General features: G+C 72.7%; 17 protein-coding genes. 10 read left to right on the top strand and 7 right to left on the bottom strand.

Annotation, left to right across the window (positions count from 1 at the left end; genetic code table 11):
- Nucleotides 1–142: 142 nt before the first annotated feature.
- The 3 genes from IE134_RS31955 to IE134_RS31965 all read right to left on the bottom strand — a co-directional run bounded on the left by IE134_RS31955 (nucleotide 143) and on the right by IE134_RS31965 (nucleotide 2821).
- Nucleotides 143–1618 (bottom strand): hypothetical protein, encoded by a 1476-nt coding sequence (locus IE134_RS31955; protein WP_030720392.1) that lies wholly within the window; start codon nucleotides 1616–1618, stop codon nucleotides 143–145.
- Between the two features lie 10 nt (nucleotides 1619–1628).
- On the bottom strand, nucleotides 1629–1883 hold the full coding sequence (locus IE134_RS31960; protein WP_030720388.1) for a MoaD/ThiS family protein: 255 nt from the start codon (nucleotides 1881–1883) through the stop codon (nucleotides 1629–1631).
- 62 nt (nucleotides 1884–1945) lie between these two features.
- A complete protein-coding gene (locus IE134_RS31965) occupies nucleotides 1946–2821 on the bottom strand; it encodes an alpha/beta hydrolase (protein WP_098895293.1) in 876 nt (291 codons plus the stop codon).
- Between the two features lie 344 nt (nucleotides 2822–3165).
- Here IE134_RS31965 and IE134_RS31970 point away from each other — a divergent pair, with 344 nt between their 5' ends.
- The 5 genes from IE134_RS31970 to IE134_RS31990 all read left to right on the top strand — a co-directional run bounded on the left by IE134_RS31970 (nucleotide 3166) and on the right by IE134_RS31990 (nucleotide 8566).
- Complete coding sequence (locus tag IE134_RS31970) at nucleotides 3166–3984, top strand: response regulator transcription factor (RefSeq protein WP_030720381.1); 819 nt, start codon at nucleotides 3166–3168, stop codon at nucleotides 3982–3984.
- Between the two features lie 24 nt (nucleotides 3985–4008).
- Nucleotides 4009–5049, top strand: a complete 1041-nt coding sequence (locus IE134_RS31975; protein ID WP_010063608.1) for a LacI family DNA-binding transcriptional regulator — start codon at nucleotides 4009–4011, stop codon at nucleotides 5047–5049.
- Nucleotides 5050–5169: 120 nt separating this feature from the next.
- Nucleotides 5170–6243 carry a S1C family serine protease gene (locus tag IE134_RS31980; protein WP_373296828.1) on the top strand — a complete coding sequence of 358 codons (1074 nt, stop codon included), beginning with the start codon at nucleotides 5170–5172 and terminating at the stop codon, nucleotides 6241–6243.
- A gap of 71 nt (nucleotides 6244–6314) precedes the next feature.
- Nucleotides 6315–7055, top strand: coding sequence for a response regulator transcription factor (locus IE134_RS31985; RefSeq protein WP_189432483.1), 741 nt, complete (start codon nucleotides 6315–6317; stop codon nucleotides 7053–7055).
- Between the two features lie 59 nt (nucleotides 7056–7114).
- Entirely contained in the window at nucleotides 7115–8566 is a 1452-nt protein-coding gene (locus tag IE134_RS31990) for a HAMP domain-containing sensor histidine kinase (RefSeq protein WP_373296832.1), read from the top strand.
- Nucleotides 8567–8576: 10 nt separating this feature from the next.
- Here IE134_RS31990 and IE134_RS31995 read toward each other — a convergent pair whose 3' ends face one another.
- Nucleotides 8577–9512 (bottom strand): phosphatidylinositol-specific phospholipase C, encoded by a 936-nt coding sequence (locus IE134_RS31995; RefSeq protein WP_189432485.1) that lies wholly within the window; start codon nucleotides 9510–9512, stop codon nucleotides 8577–8579.
- A 380-nt stretch (nucleotides 9513–9892) separates the two neighbouring features.
- Between IE134_RS31995 and IE134_RS32000 the strand changes: the two genes are divergently transcribed.
- Nucleotides 9893–10558, top strand: coding sequence for a fascin domain-containing protein (locus IE134_RS32000; protein WP_189432487.1), 666 nt, complete (start codon nucleotides 9893–9895; stop codon nucleotides 10556–10558).
- Between the two features lie 31 nt (nucleotides 10559–10589).
- Here the strand turns inward: IE134_RS32000 and IE134_RS32005 are convergent, their stop codons facing one another.
- Nucleotides 10590–11231, bottom strand: a complete 642-nt coding sequence (locus IE134_RS32005) for a maleylpyruvate isomerase family mycothiol-dependent enzyme (protein ID WP_098020441.1) — start codon at nucleotides 11229–11231, stop codon at nucleotides 10590–10592.
- A gap of 271 nt (nucleotides 11232–11502) precedes the next feature.
- On the opposite strand from IE134_RS32005, the gene IE134_RS32010 reads away from it, so the two are divergent.
- A complete protein-coding gene (locus IE134_RS32010) occupies nucleotides 11503–11976 on the top strand; it encodes a hypothetical protein (RefSeq protein ID WP_030720360.1) in 474 nt (157 codons plus the stop codon).
- A gap of 427 nt (nucleotides 11977–12403) precedes the next feature.
- Here the strand turns inward: IE134_RS32010 and IE134_RS32015 are convergent, their stop codons facing one another.
- Nucleotides 12404–12745 (bottom strand): cupin domain-containing protein, encoded by a 342-nt coding sequence (locus tag IE134_RS32015; RefSeq protein ID WP_030720357.1) that lies wholly within the window; start codon nucleotides 12743–12745, stop codon nucleotides 12404–12406.
- A gap of 71 nt (nucleotides 12746–12816) precedes the next feature.
- Between IE134_RS32015 and IE134_RS32020 the strand changes: the two genes are divergently transcribed.
- Both IE134_RS32020 and IE134_RS32025 read left to right on the top strand, forming a co-directional pair.
- Entirely contained in the window at nucleotides 12817–13791 is a 975-nt protein-coding gene (locus tag IE134_RS32020; RefSeq protein ID WP_179888188.1) for a GlxA family transcriptional regulator, read from the top strand.
- A 361-nt stretch (nucleotides 13792–14152) separates the two neighbouring features.
- The gene (locus IE134_RS32025) at nucleotides 14153–15478 is read left to right on the top strand and encodes an LAETG motif-containing sortase-dependent surface protein (RefSeq protein ID WP_098895296.1); all 1326 of its coding nucleotides are present in this window, start codon (nucleotides 14153–14155) and stop codon (nucleotides 15476–15478) included.
- A gap of 68 nt (nucleotides 15479–15546) precedes the next feature.
- Here the strand turns inward: IE134_RS32025 and IE134_RS32030 are convergent, their stop codons facing one another.
- Nucleotides 15547–16536 carry a GlxA family transcriptional regulator gene (locus IE134_RS32030; protein WP_126932592.1) on the bottom strand — a complete coding sequence of 330 codons (990 nt, stop codon included), beginning with the start codon at nucleotides 16534–16536 and terminating at the stop codon, nucleotides 15547–15549.
- Between the two features lie 161 nt (nucleotides 16537–16697).
- On the opposite strand from IE134_RS32030, the gene IE134_RS32035 reads away from it, so the two are divergent.
- The gene (locus tag IE134_RS32035; RefSeq protein WP_126932591.1) at nucleotides 16698–17282 is read left to right on the top strand and encodes an isochorismatase family protein; all 585 of its coding nucleotides are present in this window, start codon (nucleotides 16698–16700) and stop codon (nucleotides 17280–17282) included.
- Nucleotides 17283–17329: the final 47 nt, after the last annotated feature.

Here is a 17329-nt window from a genome sequence, read left to right on the forward strand (position 1 = left end):
ATTCCCCACCCTGAGCCGACGGTCCCCCTGGCGCCCGTGAGCCTACTGCGGCAGGAGTGGACGCCCTGGATGATCGACGACCGACGGCCCCCCGGTGGTTCCCGAGGGGCCGTCAGCAGCCGTACGCGGCAGGGGGCGGCGGTCAGAGGAGGGCGCGGCCGACCAGGTAGACGGCCGGGGCCGCCAGGGTCAGCGGCAGCGCCACCCCGGCGGTCATGTGCACGAACCGGGACGGGTAGTCGTAGCTCGCCACGCGCAGCCCGATGAGCGCGCAGCCGGCCGCCGCGAGACCGAGCAGCGTGCCCTGCTGCCCGAAGTCGGTCGAGTTGCCGAGGACGAGCCCCGTGCCCAGCCCCGTGACCAGCGCCATCACGAGGGAGGCCGCGCCGGGCAGCGGAAGGGCGCGGACGAGCGCGGCCGCCGCGACGGCCGCCCCGCCGACGACCACCGCGTCCGGAGCCGCCGCGAGGAATCCGCCCGCGAGCACCGCCAGGGACGCGGAGACGACGGTGGCCATCAGTCCGTACATCCGCTCGTCCGCCCCCGCGTGGCTACGGAGCTGGAGGACCACGGTGAGCAGCACCCAGACGCCGAGGGTGCCCAGCAGCGCGGCGGGGCCGTGCTCCCGGCCCGCCACGAGCAGGGCGACATCGGCGACAAGACCCCCGGCGAAGGCGAGCGCGATGCCCTGGCGGGCGGGCCACATGCCGTTGAGCCGGAACCAGCCGGCGGCCGTCACCGCCTGGAGGAGCACCACCGGGACGAGCAGGGCGTACGTCCCGATCGCCGCGCCGCCCGCGAGCAGCAGGCCGAGCGCGGCGGTGAGCGCCGCGGGCTGGATCCCCGGCGGGATGATCGGCGAGCGCCCTTCGGCGCGGGCCCGCTGGGCGTCGGTGATCCGGGCGTTGCCCAGCGTCGTGGGCGCGCTGTAGCCGGTGTCGCCGGGCCCCGGCTGCGCGGTGGTGGCGGGCGCGGGGGCGGTCACCGGCTCGGGTGCGGGGGCGGCCGGTGCGGCGGGCGTGGCCGGGACCTCGGGCGGCAGCGGGTAGGAGCCCGAGGCGCCCTGGGGCGGCAGGTAGGCGGTGTCGGCGGCCGAGGAGGGGTACGCCTGCTGCGGCTGCTGTGCCTGGTGGTGCGGGGGCTGCGGCTGCTGGTGCTGGTGCTGCTGCCCGTACGGCCCGGGCTGCGGCTGACTGTACGGCTGGGGCTGACCGTACGGCTGAGGCTGCTGTTGCGCGTACGGCTCCGGCTGCTGCGGCTGCCCGTACGGCTCCGGCTGCTGCGGCTGCCCATGGCCGTGGCCCTGCGCGTATCCCTGGCCCTGCCCGTAGCCGTCGCCCTGGCCGTAGTCGTGAGCGTGCCCGTAGCCGTCGCCCTGCCCCTGTCCGTACCCCTGGCCCCGCGCCTGCCCCGGGTCCCCCTCCGGGCGGATCGTCGGCTGGTACTGCGTGTCCCAGGTCGGCGCCTGCCACGTCTGCGTGCCGCCCTGGTCGAAGGCGGCCGGCTCCTGGGGCCCGGCGTGCTGCCCGGCCGTGCCGTCGGGCCACTGCTGCGGCGCGGGCCGCTGCGGGTGCTCGGGGTCGTACGGATACGGGTACTGCTGATCGCTGCTGCTCATGGCCTGCGGTTCACCCTCCTGCGAACGGCGGGAGCACCTCGACCGTGCCGCCCTCGGCAAGGCGTACGGTCTCATGCTCGCGGGTCCCCACGGGGTCCCCGTCGATGAGGAACGAGCACCGCCGGAGCACCTGGCTCAGCTCGCCGGGGTGCCTCGCGCGCACCGCGTCGAGCGCCTCGGCGAGGGTCGCCGCCGCGTACGGCTCCTCCGCGGTGCCCGCGGCGGCCTTCGCCGCGGCCCAGTAGCGGATCGTCCCCGCTGCCATGGCGCCACTCCTTCGGTCGGTCGGTTCGTCGGACGCCTCGTGCGTCAGCTCTCCATGATGGGTCACGCGGGCGGTGTGCCCGTCGCCCAGTCGGCGATACGGGCCAGGAGGGCGTCGTCCGCCGCGTTCTCCGCGTGGCCCATCCCCCGCTCCACCCACAGCTCCGCGCCGCCGGGACCGGCCGCCTCGGCCAGCATCCTCGGGTGGTCGAGCGGGAAGTACGGGTCGCGGTCGCCGTGCACGAGCAGCAGCGGGGCCGGGGCGATGAGCGGGACCGAGGCGACCGGGGAGAGCGGGACGGGGTCCCAGTCCTCGGTGGCGATACGGGTACGGAATCCGTAGCGGCCGACGAGGCGGCCCGAGGGGCGGGTGACCACCCAGTGCAGCCGGCGCATCGGGGCCGTCCCCCGGTAGTACCAACGGGCGGGCGCACTGACGGAGACCACCGCGTCCGAGTGCGCCCCCGTGCGCCGTATGCGCCCCTCGCGCTCCGGCACGCGAACGGGTGTAACCCCGGCCGCGGATTCCGCGCCCCTGTCGACGGGCTCCGCCGTATACAGAGCCCCGTGCCGGAGCACCACCGAGCCGCCCATCGAGAACCCGACCGTCACCACCCGGGTGTGCCCGAGCTGTCGCGCCCAGGCCACCGCCGCCGCCAGGTCCAGCACCTCGCGGTCGCCCACCGTGGAGCGCCCGCCGGACCGTCCGTGGCCCCGGAACGAGAACGTGATCACGGCCGCACGCTGGGCGAACACCCGCGCGGCACGGCGTACGGCGGGACGGTCGGCCGACCCGGTGAACCCGTGCGCGACGACGATCGCGGGGGTCGCCGCCGGGGTCGCGGCGAGGGCCTTGGCCGCCCGGTCGCCGGGTGCTCCGAAGCCCGCCGTACACGGCTCGTACACCGCTTCGACCGGCACGCCGTCATCCGTCAGCAATGTGGCGAATCGTGGGGGTGGCGTGAGCAAGGGAACAGAGGAACCCCGGAATCGACCCTCGGACACGGAACTCATGTGGGCTATTCTGCTGCGAAGAGGATCCGGGCAATGCAGCCCCCGGGTCCTTTTGTGCTTTACGGGCGTTGTTACGACGACGTTTCCACAAGCTCAGCGGTCCCCGGGGCGCGGGACCGCACGCAATACCCGCTTGACGTACGAAGCAGTGCCGCATACTCCCCCGGGTCCGACCCGGGAGTGCCCCTCTCGCAGGGAACGAGGAGGACCGACGTAATGGGCGAGCGAACCGTGCAACACGATCGACCGAACCAGGCAGGTGGGCGGCGATGAGTTCACTGCTGCTTCTGACGAACGCACTCCAGCCGTCGACGGAGGTGCTCCCCGCACTCGGTCTTCTGCTCCACAGCGTGCGGGTGGCCCCCGCCGAGGGCCCGGCCCTCGTGGACACCCCGGGCGCCGACGTGATCCTCGTCGACGGGCGGCGCGACCTTCCGCAGGTCCGCTCGCTCTGTCAGCTCCTGCGCTCCACGGGCCCCGGCTGTCCGCTGATCCTCGTCGTCACCGAGGGCGGTCTCGCGGCCGTCACCGCCGACTGGGGCGTGGACGACGTCCTGCTGGACACGGCGGGACCGGCGGAGGTCGAGGCGCGGCTGCGCCTCGCCATGGGCCGCCAGCAGATCACCTCCGACGACTCCCCGATGGAGATCCGCAACGGTGACCTCTCCGTCGACGAGGCGACGTACAGCGCGAAACTCAAGGGCCGGGTCCTGGACCTGACCTTCAAGGAGTTCGAACTGCTGAAGTACCTCGCCCAGCACCCGGGCCGGGTGTTCACCCGCGCCCAGCTCCTGCAGGAGGTCTGGGGGTACGACTACTTCGGCGGTACGCGGACGGTCGACGTCCACGTACGGCGGCTGCGCGCCAAGCTCGGCCCCGAGCACGAGTCGCTGATCGGGACCGTCCGTAACGTCGGCTACCGCTTCGTCGTGCCGGAGAAGGTCGAGCGCGCGGCCGAGGAGGCGAAGGAGCGCGCGGGTGGACGGCAGAAGGCGGACGGCCCCGGCGCCCGGCCCGTCGCCCGATCGGAGCAGTCCTCTTCGGCCACGGCGGAGGAAGAAGCCCCGGTGGAGGCTGCCAAGAGGTAGGTCCATCCGCGTAGACTGCCGCGCGTGGCCAAGGTGACGCGGGACGATGTGGCGAGACTGGCGGGGACGTCGACCGCGGTCGTCAGCTACGTCATCAACAACGGACCCCGGCCGGTCGCCCCGGCCACGCGCGAGCGGGTGCTCGCCGCGATCAAGCAGTTGGGCTACCGGCCCGACCGGGTCGCCCAGGCCATGGCCTCGCGCCGCACGGACCTCATAGGCATGATCGTGCCGGACGCCCGGCAGCCGTTCTTCGCGGAGATGGCGCACGCGGTCGAACAGGCCGCCGCCGAGCGCGGGAAGATGGTGCTCGTCGGCAATTCCGACTACCGCGACGAGCGCGAGGTCCACTATCTGCGGGCCTTCCTCGGCATGCGGGTCTCCGGTCTCATCCTGGTCAGCCAGGGCCCCAGCGAGCGCGCCGCCGCCGAGATCGAGGCCTGGGACGCCCGGGTCGTCCTGCTGCACGAGCGGCCCGAGGCGATCGACGACGTCGCCGTCGTCACCGACGACGTGGGCGGCGCCCAGCTCGCCACCCGGCATCTGCTGGAGCACGGCCACCCGTACGTGGCCTGCCTCGGCGGTACGGAGGAGACCCCGTCGGTCGGCGACCCGGTCGCCGACCACGTCGAGGGCTGGCGGCGGGCGATGCACGAGTCGGGCCGCTCCACGGAGGGCCGGCTGTTCCAGGCCCCGTACAACCGTTACGACGCCTACCAGGTGGCCCTCGGGCTGCTGTCCGGACCGGACCGGCCGCCGGCGATCTTCTGCGCCACGGACGACCAGGCCTTCGGTGTGCTGCGGGCCGCGCGTGAGCTGCGCATCGACGTGCCGGGCGAGCTGGCGGTGGCGGGCTTCGACGACGTGAAGGAGGCGGGTCTCACCGATCCGCCGCTGACCACGGTCTACTCCGACCGTCCGGCGATGGCCCGGGCGGCCGTGGACCTGGTGCTGGACGACGCGCTGCGGGTCTCCGGATCGCGGCGGGAGCGGCTGAAGCAGTTCCCGTCCGCGCTGGTGGTCCGGCGCTCCTGCGGCTGCGGGGAGCCCTCCGCGTCCGCCTGACCCGCTTGCCGCTTGCCCGCTTGCCCCCTTGCCCGCTGCGGCCTTTACAGCGGGCATACGCGGTTCTTCCGGGCTTCTCAGGACGTACTCAGGCCGTTCTCATCTTCGCGGCCCAGCCTGATGGACATGACGGAGAACCTTCGCCCGAGCGGCGCGCACTCGACGGACCAGGACCCGACCTCGTACCCGTACGCCTCCCCGTCCGCGTATGACGGCACGGCGTACAGCAGCGCTACGGGCGGTTACCCGCCGCCGCCCCCGTACGCCCCGGCCACCGGCCGGCGCAAGGCGAAGCGGCCGGTGGCGCTGCTGGCGGCGGTGGCGATCGCGGCGGGCGTGATCGGGGGCGGCACCGCCACCCTCGTCGGCCAGTTCAACGGCCGGGACTCCGCCGCCACCGGTTCGGGCGGCGCGGTCAACGGCACCACCGTCTCGCAGAGCAGCAAGGGCACCGTGGCGGGCGTCGCGGAGGCCGTCTCGCCCGCGATCGTGGAGATCGGCGCGGCCTCGTCGGCGGGCAAGTCCACCGGATCGGGTGTGGTGATCACCGAGGACGGCGAGATCGTCACCAACAACCACGTCATCTCGGGCGCGCAGCAGATCCAGGTCACCCTTTCCACCGGCAAGACCTACACCGCCGACGTCGTGGGCACCGACCCCGACAAGGACCTGGCGCTCATCAAGCTCCGGGACGCGAGCGGCCTGAAGACGGCGACGCTGGGCGACTCCTCCAAGGTCAAGGTCGGCGAGGAGGTCGTGGCGATCGGCTCGCCCGAGGGCCTCACCGGCACCGTCACCAGCGGCATCGTCTCCGCGCTCGACCGGGACGTGACCGTCGCCAAGGACGACTCCGGCAGCTCCGGGCAGGGGCAGGACCAGGGCCAAGGCCGGCAGGGCGGCGGCCAGGAGTGGCCGTTCGAGTTCGGCGGTCAGCAGTTCAACGGCGACACGGGCGAGGAGACCACCACGTACAAGGCGCTCCAGACCGACGCGTCGCTCAACCCCGGCAACTCCGGCGGTGCGCTGATCAACATGGACGGCGAGATCATCGGCATCAACTCCGCGATGTACGCGCCGAGTTCCTCGGCCGCGGGCAGCGGTTCCTCGGCGGGCAGCGTGGGCCTCGGCTTCGCGATCCCGGTGAACACGCTCAAGGCCGACCTGGACACCCTGCGCGCGGGGAACGGCTCCTGACCGTGCAAGGCTGAGAGCGCCCCCGCAGGGCGGACGGACCCAGGTCGACACGAGAAGAGGACGAGACAGCGATGAGCCCCGCCGAAGACGATCCCCAGCGCATCCTGATCGTCGACGACGAGCCGGCCGTGCGCGAGGCGCTGCGGCGCAGCCTCGCCTTCGAGGGGTACGGGACGCAGGTCGCGGTCGACGGGTACGACGCCCTGGCGATGACCGAGGCGTACGCCCCCGACCTCATCGTCCTGGACATCCAGATGCCCCGGATGGACGGGCTCACCGCCGCCCGCCGCATCCGGGCCACCGGCTCCACCACCCCCATCCTGATGCTCACCGCCCGCGACACCGTCGGGGACCGGGTCACCGGACTCGACGCCGGGGCGGACGACTACCTGGTCAAGCCGTTCGAGCTGGACGAGCTGTTCGCCCGGATCCGCGCCCTGCTGCGCCGCAGCTCGTACGCGTCGGCAGCGGCGGCGGGCGCGGAGGTCCCCGACGACGACGTGCTGTCTTTCGGGGACCTGCGGATGGACCTGGCGACCCGCGAGGTCACGAGGGGCGAGCGCCGGGTCGAGCTGACCCGCACCGAGTTCACCCTGCTGGAGATGTTCCTCTCCCACCCCCGCCAGGTGCTGACCCGGGAACAGATCCTCAAGGCCGTCTGGGGCTTCGACTTCGAACCGAGCTCCAACTCCCTGGACGTGTACGTGATGTACCTGCGCCGCAAGACGGAGGCGGGCGGTGAGCCGCGCCTCGTCCACACGGTGCGCGGGGTGGGCTACGCCCTGCGTACGGGCGGGAGCGGGGAGGCGTGAGCGGGGGTACGCCCGTCACGGACGGGCGGGAGCAGGGCGGCGTCGGCGGATCGACGCCCATCGCGGACGGGCGGGGTCGGCGGGGCGGGGGTCCGCTGCGCCGGTTCCGGGCGCTGCCGCTGCGCTCCCGGCTGGCCCTGCTGGTGGCCACGGCGGTCGCGGTGGCGGTCGCGGCGGTCGCGGTGGCGTGCTGGTTCGTGACCCGGGAGCAGCTGGAGGACCAGCTCGACGACTCGCTGCGCAACGCGAAGATGGACAACGCGCCGATGCGCGACCTGCTGTCCTCGTGCCTGAGCGGCGGGCAGCTGCCCGCCCAGGAGTTCCCCGGCCAGTACACGGTGCAGATCGTCGCGGCGAACGGCGACTACTGCACGGCCCCGAACACGACGCCCGTCCCCGCCCAGCCCAGCGACATCGCGGTGGCGGCGGGGCGGAAGGCCGACGCCCTGCACACGACGGAGAACGACCGCGGAGAGGACATGCGGGTCTACACCCGCAAGCTGCCGCCGGTGGTCAGCTCCGGCCAGGCCAACAACGAGCTGGCCGTCTCGGTGGCCCGCCCGCTCAGCGAGATCGACGCACCGCTGTCCACGCTCGCCTGGGTGCTGGCCCTGGTCGGCGGCATCGGCGTCGTCGGCGCGGGCGCGGCCGGGCTGTGGGTGGCGCGGGCGGGCCTGCGCCCGGTGGACGAGCTGACGGAGGCGGTCGAACACGTGGCGCGCACGGAGGACTTGACCGTCCGCATCCCCGTCGACGGCGAGGACGAGATCGCCCGGCTGTCGAACTCCTTCAACTCGATGGCCGCCCAGCTCGCCTCCTCCCGCGACCGCCAGTCCCAGCTGATCGCGGACGCGGGCCACGAGCTGCGCACCCCGCTGACCTCGCTGCGGACGAACGTGGAGCTGCTGGCCCGCAGCGACGAGACGGGCCGGGTGATCCCGCCGGAGGACCGCAAGGCGCTGATGGCGTCGGTGAAGGCGCAGATGACGGAGCTGGCCGCGCTGATCGGCGACCTCCAGGAGCTGGCCCGCCCGGACGCGGCCGAGCCGGGCCCGCTCCAGGTGGTGGCCCTGCACGAGGTCGCCCGCTCCGCCCTGCGCCGCGCCCGCCTGCGCGGCCCGGAGCTGACGGTCACGGAGGACCTGGCCCCCTGGTACGTACGGGCGGAGCCGGCGGCGCTGGAGCGGGCGATCGTCAACGTCCTGGACAACGCGGTGAAGTTCAGCCCGCCGCGCGCCACGATCGACGTGCGGCTGCACCGGGGCGAGCTGACGGTGCGGGACCGGGGCCCCGGCATCCCCGCCGAGGAACTCCCCCACGTCTTCGAACGCTTCTGGCGCTCCCCGACCGCCCGCCAGCTCCCCGGCTCGGGCCTGGGCCTGTCCATCGTGGCCCGTACGGTGCACCAGGCGGGCGGCACGATCGCCCTGCGCCCGGCCCCGGACGGGGGCCCCGGCACGGTGGCGGCGCTGACGCTGCCGGGAGCGCCGACGCCGCCGCCGGAGATGTGAGGGGCGGGGCTCACCCCACCGGGTTGTGCCGGATCAGTGACTCGACGAGCCCGGACCGCTGGTTCGGGTAGTCCAGCGGGACGATGCCGAGCCCGGTCCACCCGGCGGTCTCCGCGCGCCCCAGGAAGGAGTGCACCTGCGGGTTGAGCCGGTCGGCGTTCCAGCGGGGCGGCATCAGGGCGGCGGTGGAGACGTAGTTCATGTAGAACTTGCCCGGCTGCGCGGCCGCCTTGCGGAACTGGGCTTCGATCTTCGGGTACTTGGCGAACGGCTCCGCCATGTAGTCGTCCTGGATGTCGAAGAGCGCCGGGTCCGCGTACCGGACCCCGGGCAGACCGCCGTTGTCCGCGAGCAGCACCACCTTGCCGCGGGCCCCGCCGAGGTCGGGGAGGGTGGAGTCGAGGCGGAACAGCGACCGCCAGCCCCGCCGGTCGAGGTAGTCGTCGAAGACCGCCCGGAACGCGGCGTCGCTCGCGGAGGAGTGCTCCTGCTTGACCCTCATCAGCACGGTCTCGGTCGGGCGGGTGGCGAGGAAGTCCCGGCAGGCGATGAGGACATCGCCGAACATCATGTTCTGGAACGACGCCCCGTGGTGGATCGCGAACGAGCCGTCGATGAGCCGGCATCGTACGTCGAGGAAGCGGATTCCGCTGCTCAACTGCTGCGCGATCGTGGTGTTCTGACATTCCGACCAGGGCCCTCCGAACCGGGCCCCCGAGTCGTGCGTCCCCGGGATCGTCAGCCGCTGGAGCGCGGTGCCGTCGGGCAGGGCGGCCATCCAGTCCTGCGTCCCCCGGACCGCCCGGGCCTTCTCCCGCGTGGCGGCGACGGCGGGTGCCGCACCGACGATCGCGGTGGCGGACACGGCGAGGGCACCGGCCAGAAAGCCTCTGCGGGAGGGCCGGGACGAGGACGCGGACTCGGGCGTGCACACGGGGCTGGACATGCGGGGTGCCTCCAAGGGCCGTGGGGGGTCGGACCGGGCCGGGCCTGACCGGGCGGTAACCCTTGGATTCTGTCGGGTGCACGTCACGCAGAAAAGGGGGCGTGCACCCCCCGTCCGGCGACGGAGGGCCGCGCCGAGGTGAACGGAATACCGCGGAACGGAATATTCAATATGTCGCCGACCGGAATTACCGAAGCCACATAAAAAGATTGCCGGAAATAGCGAAAAACCCTTATTCTGGGCCCACTTGACCGGCCCATTCGACCGGCACCGCCGCGGAGAAAGGCGATTTCCGGCAATCCCACGAGCAGCGGCCGGCGTCTTCACTTCCCTCCGTCGCGGAATCCATCGACACCATGCGAGGAAGACCTGTGCGACGTATGACCTCTGCCCTGCTTTCCCTGAGCGCCCTGCTGGCCGCCTCCGCCCTTGCTGCGCCTGCGGCGGGCGCCGCACCGAGGAACGACAACCCGGCTGCCGCACCTGCCGGGTGGGAGAGGGTGGACGGCGCCGAGCTGGCGAGATTCGCCGGAAGCGACGGGAGAACCGAGGCCCCGGCCGCCACGGGCCGCAGCGCCTCCGCGCAGGCGGACGACTCCGGAACGTTCGCCCTCAAGTCGGCCCGCAACGGAAAGTTCACGGCCACCGAGAAGAACTACGCCGCCCCCAACACCGGTGTCCTGCGGGCGCGTTCCGCCGCGGTGACCGGCGCCTGGGAGGGCTTCGCCTTCGAATGGCACGAGGCCACCCAGACGTACGCGCTGAAGTCCCTGGCGAACAACCGCTATGTCGCGGTCGAGGGGAACTACACCGGCAACGCGCAGAACGTCCTGCGCGCCCGTTCGACCGGCGCGGGCACCTGGGAGCGGTTCACGCTCTACTACAACGAGGACGTGGACCGCTGGGCGCTCCAGTCCGCGCTGAACGGCCGCTTCGTCGCCATGGAGAACAGCTACACGGGCTCGCTCCAGTACGCACTGCGCGCCCGGTCCCTCGAAGTCACCGGCTCCTGGGAGCAGTTCGAGCTCTTCGAGATGGCCGGCTGACAGCACGGCGGGCGGCGGCGCCCGCGGCACCTCAGGCCGCGGTCCCCGCGAGCGCCCCCACCCCCGGCCCGTCCAGGTCGTCGAGCGCCACCCGGCGGCCGGACACGGCCAGGAGCAGGGACAGGGCGGGGCCCGCCACCTCCGGACCCTCCCCGATGGACAGGTCGGCGTCCGTCGCCGTCAGCCGGACGGACGCCACCACCTCCTTCGCCCCGCCGAACGACGCCGGGGTCCGTACCTGGAGGCGCAGCGCCCGGACCACCGCCTCCTGCGGATAGGAGCGGACCAGGCCCACCGCCCGCCGGATGTCCTCGCCGTGCACGACCTCCTCGACCAGCCGGGTGTCGAGCGAGGCCGGAGGCGTGGTCGTCCGCGACACCACCCGGCGCAGCCGCTCCAGCGTCTCCGCGGGCGAGGCCCCTCGCCGGAGCTCCACACCGCGCGCGTTCTGCAGATCGAAGTCGAACCGCGCCCGCACGAGTCCGGCGACGAAGCCGATTCGGGTCGTGAGCGCGGTGTCCACGAGATGGGCGGCCACATCGTGCACGGTCCACCCCGCACAGAGCGACGGCGTCGCCCACCGGTCGGCCTCCAGCCCCGCGAGGTCATCGACCAGCGCCGCGCGCTCGCCATGCACCATGCGCCAGATCCCGCGCTTCTCGTCGCTCTTCACGGCTGCCTCCACTCGACTGCGTCATGACCGGGCCTGCCGTATGAGACCCCGGACGCGCCCGGAACTCATCGCCACCGGGCACCCGGACACGTGATCAATAAAGGTGATCTTGTCCCCCTGTGTCATGAATTCGTAACAGCGCGCAAACAGCACAACTCCTCCGCGTCACGACCTGTCCGACAGGGTGTGACTCACACCACTTCGAGGCGTGAGGAGCCGGGCGCCCGACCAGGCGTCGCGCAGTGAACGCATCAAGAAACCGGGGAACGACATGAACAACATCCGACGGACGGCAGCCATCGGCGCCGCTGTCACCGCCACCGCCTGCGCGGCGGTCGCGCTCGCACCGGCCGCCGTCGCGGCCGAGCCGGCCGCCCAGCGGGCCACCGCGGCACCGAAGGCCGCCGCCGCGCAGTACAACGGGGTCTGCGGCAGCGGCTACGCCGTGGTGAACTCCGCGCAGATCGGCACCAAGGGCACGGTCTTCCTCACGTACAACTCCGCCACCGGCAAGAACTGCGTGGTGACCGTCCGCAACAAGCCCGGAAAGGCCGTGCACATGACGGCCTCGCTCGGCTTCGCCTCGCCCACCACGACGGTCACGGACACGGGGTACTTCACCACGTACGCGGGACCGGTCTACCTCGACGCACGCGGCCTGTGCGTGACCTGGCGCGGGGAGATCTCCGGCGAGGTGGCGGGCAAGAACGGCACCAACTGCGGCTCCCTGGCCGCGAACCGGTGACCGTCCCGCACTGAACGTCAGCGGCCCGCCGTGTGGTGTGCGCACACCACACGGCGGGCCGCGGCGCGTCACTCCCGGGGCCGGGACACGGACCGGGTCCACGTGGAGGAAGGCCGACGCCGCGACCGCGGCACGTCATGGGGCCTCGCGGACGACGCCGTCGGGACACAGGCTCCGGGAAGGTCCGGCGTGGCACAGCGGGGCGGAAGATCGGGGGTGAGCAGTTGGCGTGCGGTCATGGGTCCCACCTGCCGTACGAGGGGAGCCGGTCGGTCTCTCACCAGTGATTCGTAGCCGTACGGCAGGAGGATTGGGCCCGCCCCGCCCGTCAGGTCCCCTGTTCCGGACGGGCGGGGCGGGCCCGGGCTCGGGCAGCCAGGCGCTCAGGCCCCGGCACCGGCTCAGGCGCTCAGGCCCCGCGGCGGCCTCAGGCGCTCATCAGGGAGATCCCCAGCATCCGCGCCCCCTTCTCCGTCCGCGGGCGGTGTTCGCTGCCCGGCGCGAACACGACGTACGCCCCCGGCCCATGGCGCTCCCCGCCGTCGATGACCTCGCCACTCAGGACGAAGTACCGCTCCTCCGTGGTGTGTTCGTCGACCTCGGGCCACTCCGTGCCCGCCGCGAAGTCGATCAGCCAGCCCCGGGCGTACGCCGTGGCCGGCAGCCTTCGGCGCATGATCCCCGGGGCCACCTCGTGCGCCTCGACGTCGTCGACCTGGACGACGGTCTTCAGGTGGCCGGCCTTGTCCGTCCGCGTGTCCTCGCTCATGACTCCACCGTCGCGCGGGACGATCACCCGGGGCGAGTGTCTGCCCTGACATCCTGGGGTACTTTCCTGCCATGCCCGTATCCCGGCATCACCATGTGGTGGCACTGCTCAACGATCCGCAGTCGCCTTTCGAACTCGCCTGTGCGGCCGAGGTGTTCGGCGGCGTCCACACGGAAGCGCCCGCCCGCTACACCTTCGAGGTCTGCGCGCGGCGGCCCGGCCCCCTGCCGACCACCGCCGGTTACCCGCTGCTCGTCGAGAGCGGCCTCGACGCCCTGCGGAGGGCGGACACCGTCGTCGTACCGGGCTGGCAGCCGCCCGGCGGACCGGTGCCGGACGACGTCCTCGACGCGCTGCGGGCGGCCCACCGGCGCGGGGCGCGCACCGTGTCGATCTGCACGGGCGCGTTCGTCCTCGCACAGGCCGGCCTGCTGGACGGGCGGCGCGCGACCACGCACTGGCGGCGGACCGGTCAACTGGCCGCCGACTTCCCCGAGGTGAGCGTCGCCGAGGACGTGCTGTACGTCGACCACGGCGATGTGGCGACCAGCGCGGGAAGCGGCGCGGGCATCGACCTCTGCCTCCACCTCGTACGGTCCGACCTGGGCTCCTCCTACGCCGCCCAGGTGGCCCGGAGCATGGTGCTGCCGCCGCACCGGGACGGCAGCCAGCTCCAGTACGCTCCCCCGCCCACCCCGACGGGCCCGGGCACCGACGCGTCGCTGGCCCCCGTCCTGGAATGGGCCCTGACCCGGCTGGCGGCGGACCTCTCCGTCGGCCGGCTGGCCGCGTACGCCGGGCTCTCCCCCCGCACCTTCGCCCGCCGGTTCGTCCGCCAGGTCGGCGTCAGCCCCGGGCAGTGGCTGCTCCAGCAGCGCATCGACGCGGCCCGGTCCCTGCTGGAGCGGACCGATCTGCCCGTCGAGACGGTCGCGGCCCGGGTGGGCCTGTCGTCGGCGGTCAACCTGCGGCGGCGGTTCCGTACCGCTGTCGGGACGACCCCCGGGGCGTACCGCCGCCTCTTCGGCGAAGCGGGGACGGCCTGACTCCTGACTCCTGACGGAAGGCCACGCTCCGCCCGGCCCGCAGGGTCCGCCGCCGGGCGGAACGCACCACTCCCGCATGGCCTTCGTCACAGCGAAAACACAGAAAGCGTGGGCAACTGCACGCTTTGACGACGTCTGTCCACTCCGCGTGACACCGTCCCGCCCCCGGCCCTCCGGATATTCACCCGTCACCATCACAGAATCCCCATACGATCAACGCAGGCAGCCCGCGTGATCCGTACCGCCGTGGCAGCCGCTCTCTTCCGTGCTCACGCACCCGACGCCTCACCCTCCGCACCGCCGGAACGCCGCTCGCCGCACCGCCGCTCCACCTCCGTCCGGAGCCGACCCAAGGGAACCTGTGAAGATTCGCCGCGTACTCGCCACCGCTGTCGCCCTCGCCGTGACCACCCCCGCCGCGCTGCTCTCCGTGAGCCCCGCGTACGCCGACGCCAAGCCGGCGGCGCAGACGCAGGAGAAGCAGAGCAAGCCGACCATCGAGGAGCTGGAGGAGGCGGCCGCCGAAGCGCAGAAGGCGTACGACAAGGCCGCCCAGGCGAAGGCCGACGGCATCATCGAGACACGGAAGACGCTCGACGAGCTCAGCAACGGCACCCACCCCCTCGCGGTGGCCTTGGCCGCCGCCGAGCAGACCGCCAAGGACGCCGCCGCGGCGAAGGCCACCGCCGACCAGGCCGTGACCGAGGCGAAGGCCGCCCTGGAGGCCCTGCCCGGCACCGCCACGGAGGAGGAGAAGGCCGCCGCCAAGACCGCGCTCGCCGAGGCCGAGGCGACCGCGGCGACAGCCGCCACCGCCCAGACCGCCGCCGACACCGCGGTCACCGAAGCCAACAAGAAGGTCCAGAACGCGCGGGTCGCGGCGGTCAACGCCCAGAGCGTGCTCGACAAGGCGGCGGAGGACGCGCTCGCAGTGAAGGTCGCGGCGGACGCCGCGCTGGCCAAGGCCATCAAGGAGGCCGAAGAGGGCGAGGAGGGTGAGGAAGGCGGGGACTGCGAGCCCGAGCTCGACCTCACCTCCAAGGTCACCGGCCTGCCGGACAAGCTCGTCGCCGGGACGTCCACCGACTTCTCCCTCCGCGTGACCAACGGCTCCGACCGGCACATGGACGAGGTCCTCGCGTTCGTCTCGGTCCACGCGACCGACAAGAGCGGCCTCAAGGACACGGGCAAGTTCTTCCGCCTCCAGTGGTCCACCAAGTCCGCCCCGAAGTGGCAGAACGCCGACGCGGACGACTACATCGACGGCGTGGGCGCGCTGAAGCCCGGAGCGCACGCCGATGTGAAGCTGCGCCTCACCCTCGACAAGGCCACCCCGGCCGGCAACGGCGTCGCGTTCTTCGCGGCCGACTTCTTCAACGAGGACGGCAGCTGCGGCGGAGCGCCCGACCTCGACATGTACGAGTTCGACGTCAAGGCGGCCGGCAGCAAGCCCGGCAAGACGGAGGACGTCAAGCCCTCCACGACCCCGAGGCCCGGCAACACCGGCACCACCCCGCAGGGTTCGGCGTCGGGCACCCCCGCGAGCACCGGCACGAACGGCAGCCTCGCCGCGACGGGTTCGTCCTCCGCCACCACGCCGATCGCCCTCGCGGGCGGTGCGGCTGTGCTGCTCGGCGCGGCGGCGGTGTTCGTCGCCCGCCGCCGGAAGACGGGCTCGGACGCCTGATCGCGAGAGCCCTGGAAGGGTGGTGAGGGGGCGGGGTCCTGCTGTACGGACCCCGCCCCCTCACCCTGTCAGCGGGAGGCTCGGAACCGGCTCCGGTACTCGGTAGGCGTCGCGTTCAACCGCCGCCGGAACGCCCGTACCAGCGTGTCCACGGTCCCGAACCCGCAGACGGACGCGATGCGTTCGAGGGTGGCGTCGGAGGACTCCAGCTCGTTACGGGCCTTCTCGACCCGGACGGACTCGATGTAGGCGTGCGGGGTCATGCCGAGCTCGGTCTTGAAGATCCGGGTCAGGTGGCGGTCGCTGACGTGCGCGTACTCCGCGAGGTCCACGACGGTGAGCCGGCGCCCGATGTTGCGCAGGATGTGGTGCCGGAGATCCTCGATGCGCCGCGTCGCCGAGATCTGCTCCAGCGGAACGCTGAACTGGCTCTGCCCGCTCTGCCGCTTCAGGTACATCACGAGCTGCCGGGCGACGCGCAGCGCGACGGCCTCGCCGAGGTCGTCGGCGATCAGGGCGAGCGAGAGATCGAGGCAGGCGCTGATCCCGGCCCCCGTCCACACATCGCCCTCGCGGATGAAGATCGGGTCGGCGTCGACCTCGATCTCCGGGTGCTCGTCGGCCAGTTGCCGCGCGGTCGACCAGTGCGTGGTGGCGCGCTTGCCGTCGAGCAGCCCGGCGGCGGCCAGCAGATGCGCCCCGACGCAGACGGAGGTGGTCCGCCGCGTCCGCGCGGCGAGCGTCTTCACCCGTTCCACCAGCTCGGGATCGACGAGGGCGTGCACGCGCCGCTCACTGCCGACCTCCACCGAACCGGGCACGATGAGGGTGTCGATGCTCCGCCCGGCGGCCTCGTCGAAGGTGAGATCCGGCAGGATGCGCACCCCGGCCCCGGTGGTGACGGGCTCCAACGTCTCGGCAGCCAGGACGACTTCGTATCCGGCGGCGTCGTCGCTCTCGCGCCGGGCGAGCGAGAAGACCTCCGGGGGCCCGGTGACGTCGAGCAGGTCGACGCCGTCGAAGAGCACGATGACGACGAGCCGTCGGACGGTATCCATGGCTGCCCTCCTGACTTCGCTTCCCTCGCCCCCATGTCGGTATCTGCATGTTAGACGTCATTGTGGACATGCGGGCCGGCTCCTAGCGTGGAGAACAGCTCGCCGCACGGAACGGGGCGAGCACTTCCCCGACGTACGACGACTCCCGAGGCGGCACACCCATGTCCCGAACCACCCTGCGCGAACTCAACGGCTTCGACGCGACCCCGGCCACGCTGACCGGCTCGACGCTGATCCTCGTCGACTTCCAGAACACCTACACCCGTGGCGTGATGGAACTCGACGGCTGGCAGCACTCGTTGGACGCCGCCGCACACCTGCTGGCCCGGGCCCGCGAGGCGGGGACGAAGGTCGTGCACGTCATCAACGACGGCGGCGAGGGAACCCCGTACGACATCCGGGCCGAGATCGGCCAGATCCACCCGGCGGTCGCCCCGGCCGCCGGAGAGCCCGTCGTCGTCAAGCAGGCCCCGAACGCCTTCCACGGCACGGACCTCGGCGAGCATGTGCCCGAGGGCCAGGACGTGATCATCGCGGGCTGGATGACGCACATGTGCGTGACGTTCACCGCCGAGGGCGCATTCCTGCGCGGCAACCGCCCCACGGTCGTCGCCGACGCCTGCGCGACGAGATCCCTGCCGGTCCTCGGGTCCGACCTCGACGCCGCCCAGGTGCACGACGGGGCCCTGGCCACCATCGGCGACCTGTACGGGGTGGTCGTTCCGGCGCACACGTCCCTCAAGTAGTCGAGGCGTTCGCGACCGTGCAGAGGGCGGCGGGCGAGAGGGGGGCC

Origin of the sequence: Streptomyces rubiginosohelvolus (assembly GCF_014649875.1) — a bacterium.
In the GTDB taxonomy this organism is placed as follows: Bacteria; Actinomycetota; Actinomycetes; order Streptomycetales; family Streptomycetaceae; genus Streptomyces; species Streptomyces rubiginosohelvolus.

What these genes read in the sequence shown, in the direction of transcription:
- IE134_RS31955 (WP_030720392.1), bottom strand. Translation starts at nt 1,618, where the DNA reads ATGAGCAGCAGCGATCAGCAGTACCCGTATCCGTACGACCCCGAGCAC.
- IE134_RS31960 (WP_030720388.1), bottom strand. Translation starts at nt 1,883, where the DNA reads ATGGCAGCGGGGACGATCCGCTACTGGGCCGCGGCGAAGGCCGCCGCG.
- IE134_RS31970 (WP_030720381.1), top strand. Translation starts at nt 3,166, where the DNA reads ATGAGTTCACTGCTGCTTCTGACGAACGCACTCCAGCCGTCGACGGAG.
- IE134_RS31980 (WP_373296828.1), top strand. Translation starts at nt 5,170, where the DNA reads ATGGACATGACGGAGAACCTTCGCCCGAGCGGCGCGCACTCGACGGAC.
- IE134_RS31985 (WP_189432483.1), top strand. Translation starts at nt 6,315, where the DNA reads ATGAGCCCCGCCGAAGACGATCCCCAGCGCATCCTGATCGTCGACGAC.
- IE134_RS31995 (WP_189432485.1), bottom strand. Translation starts at nt 9,512, where the DNA reads ATGTCCAGCCCCGTGTGCACGCCCGAGTCCGCGTCCTCGTCCCGGCCC.
- IE134_RS32000 (WP_189432487.1), top strand. Translation starts at nt 9,893, where the DNA reads ATGACCTCTGCCCTGCTTTCCCTGAGCGCCCTGCTGGCCGCCTCCGCC.
- IE134_RS32010 (WP_030720360.1), top strand. Translation starts at nt 11,503, where the DNA reads ATGAACAACATCCGACGGACGGCAGCCATCGGCGCCGCTGTCACCGCC.
- IE134_RS32015 (WP_030720357.1), bottom strand. Translation starts at nt 12,745, where the DNA reads ATGAGCGAGGACACGCGGACGGACAAGGCCGGCCACCTGAAGACCGTC.
- IE134_RS32020 (WP_179888188.1), top strand. Translation starts at nt 12,817, where the DNA reads ATGCCCGTATCCCGGCATCACCATGTGGTGGCACTGCTCAACGATCCG.
- IE134_RS32030 (WP_126932592.1), bottom strand. Translation starts at nt 16,536, where the DNA reads ATGGATACCGTCCGACGGCTCGTCGTCATCGTGCTCTTCGACGGCGTC.
- IE134_RS32035 (WP_126932591.1), top strand. Translation starts at nt 16,698, where the DNA reads ATGTCCCGAACCACCCTGCGCGAACTCAACGGCTTCGACGCGACCCCG.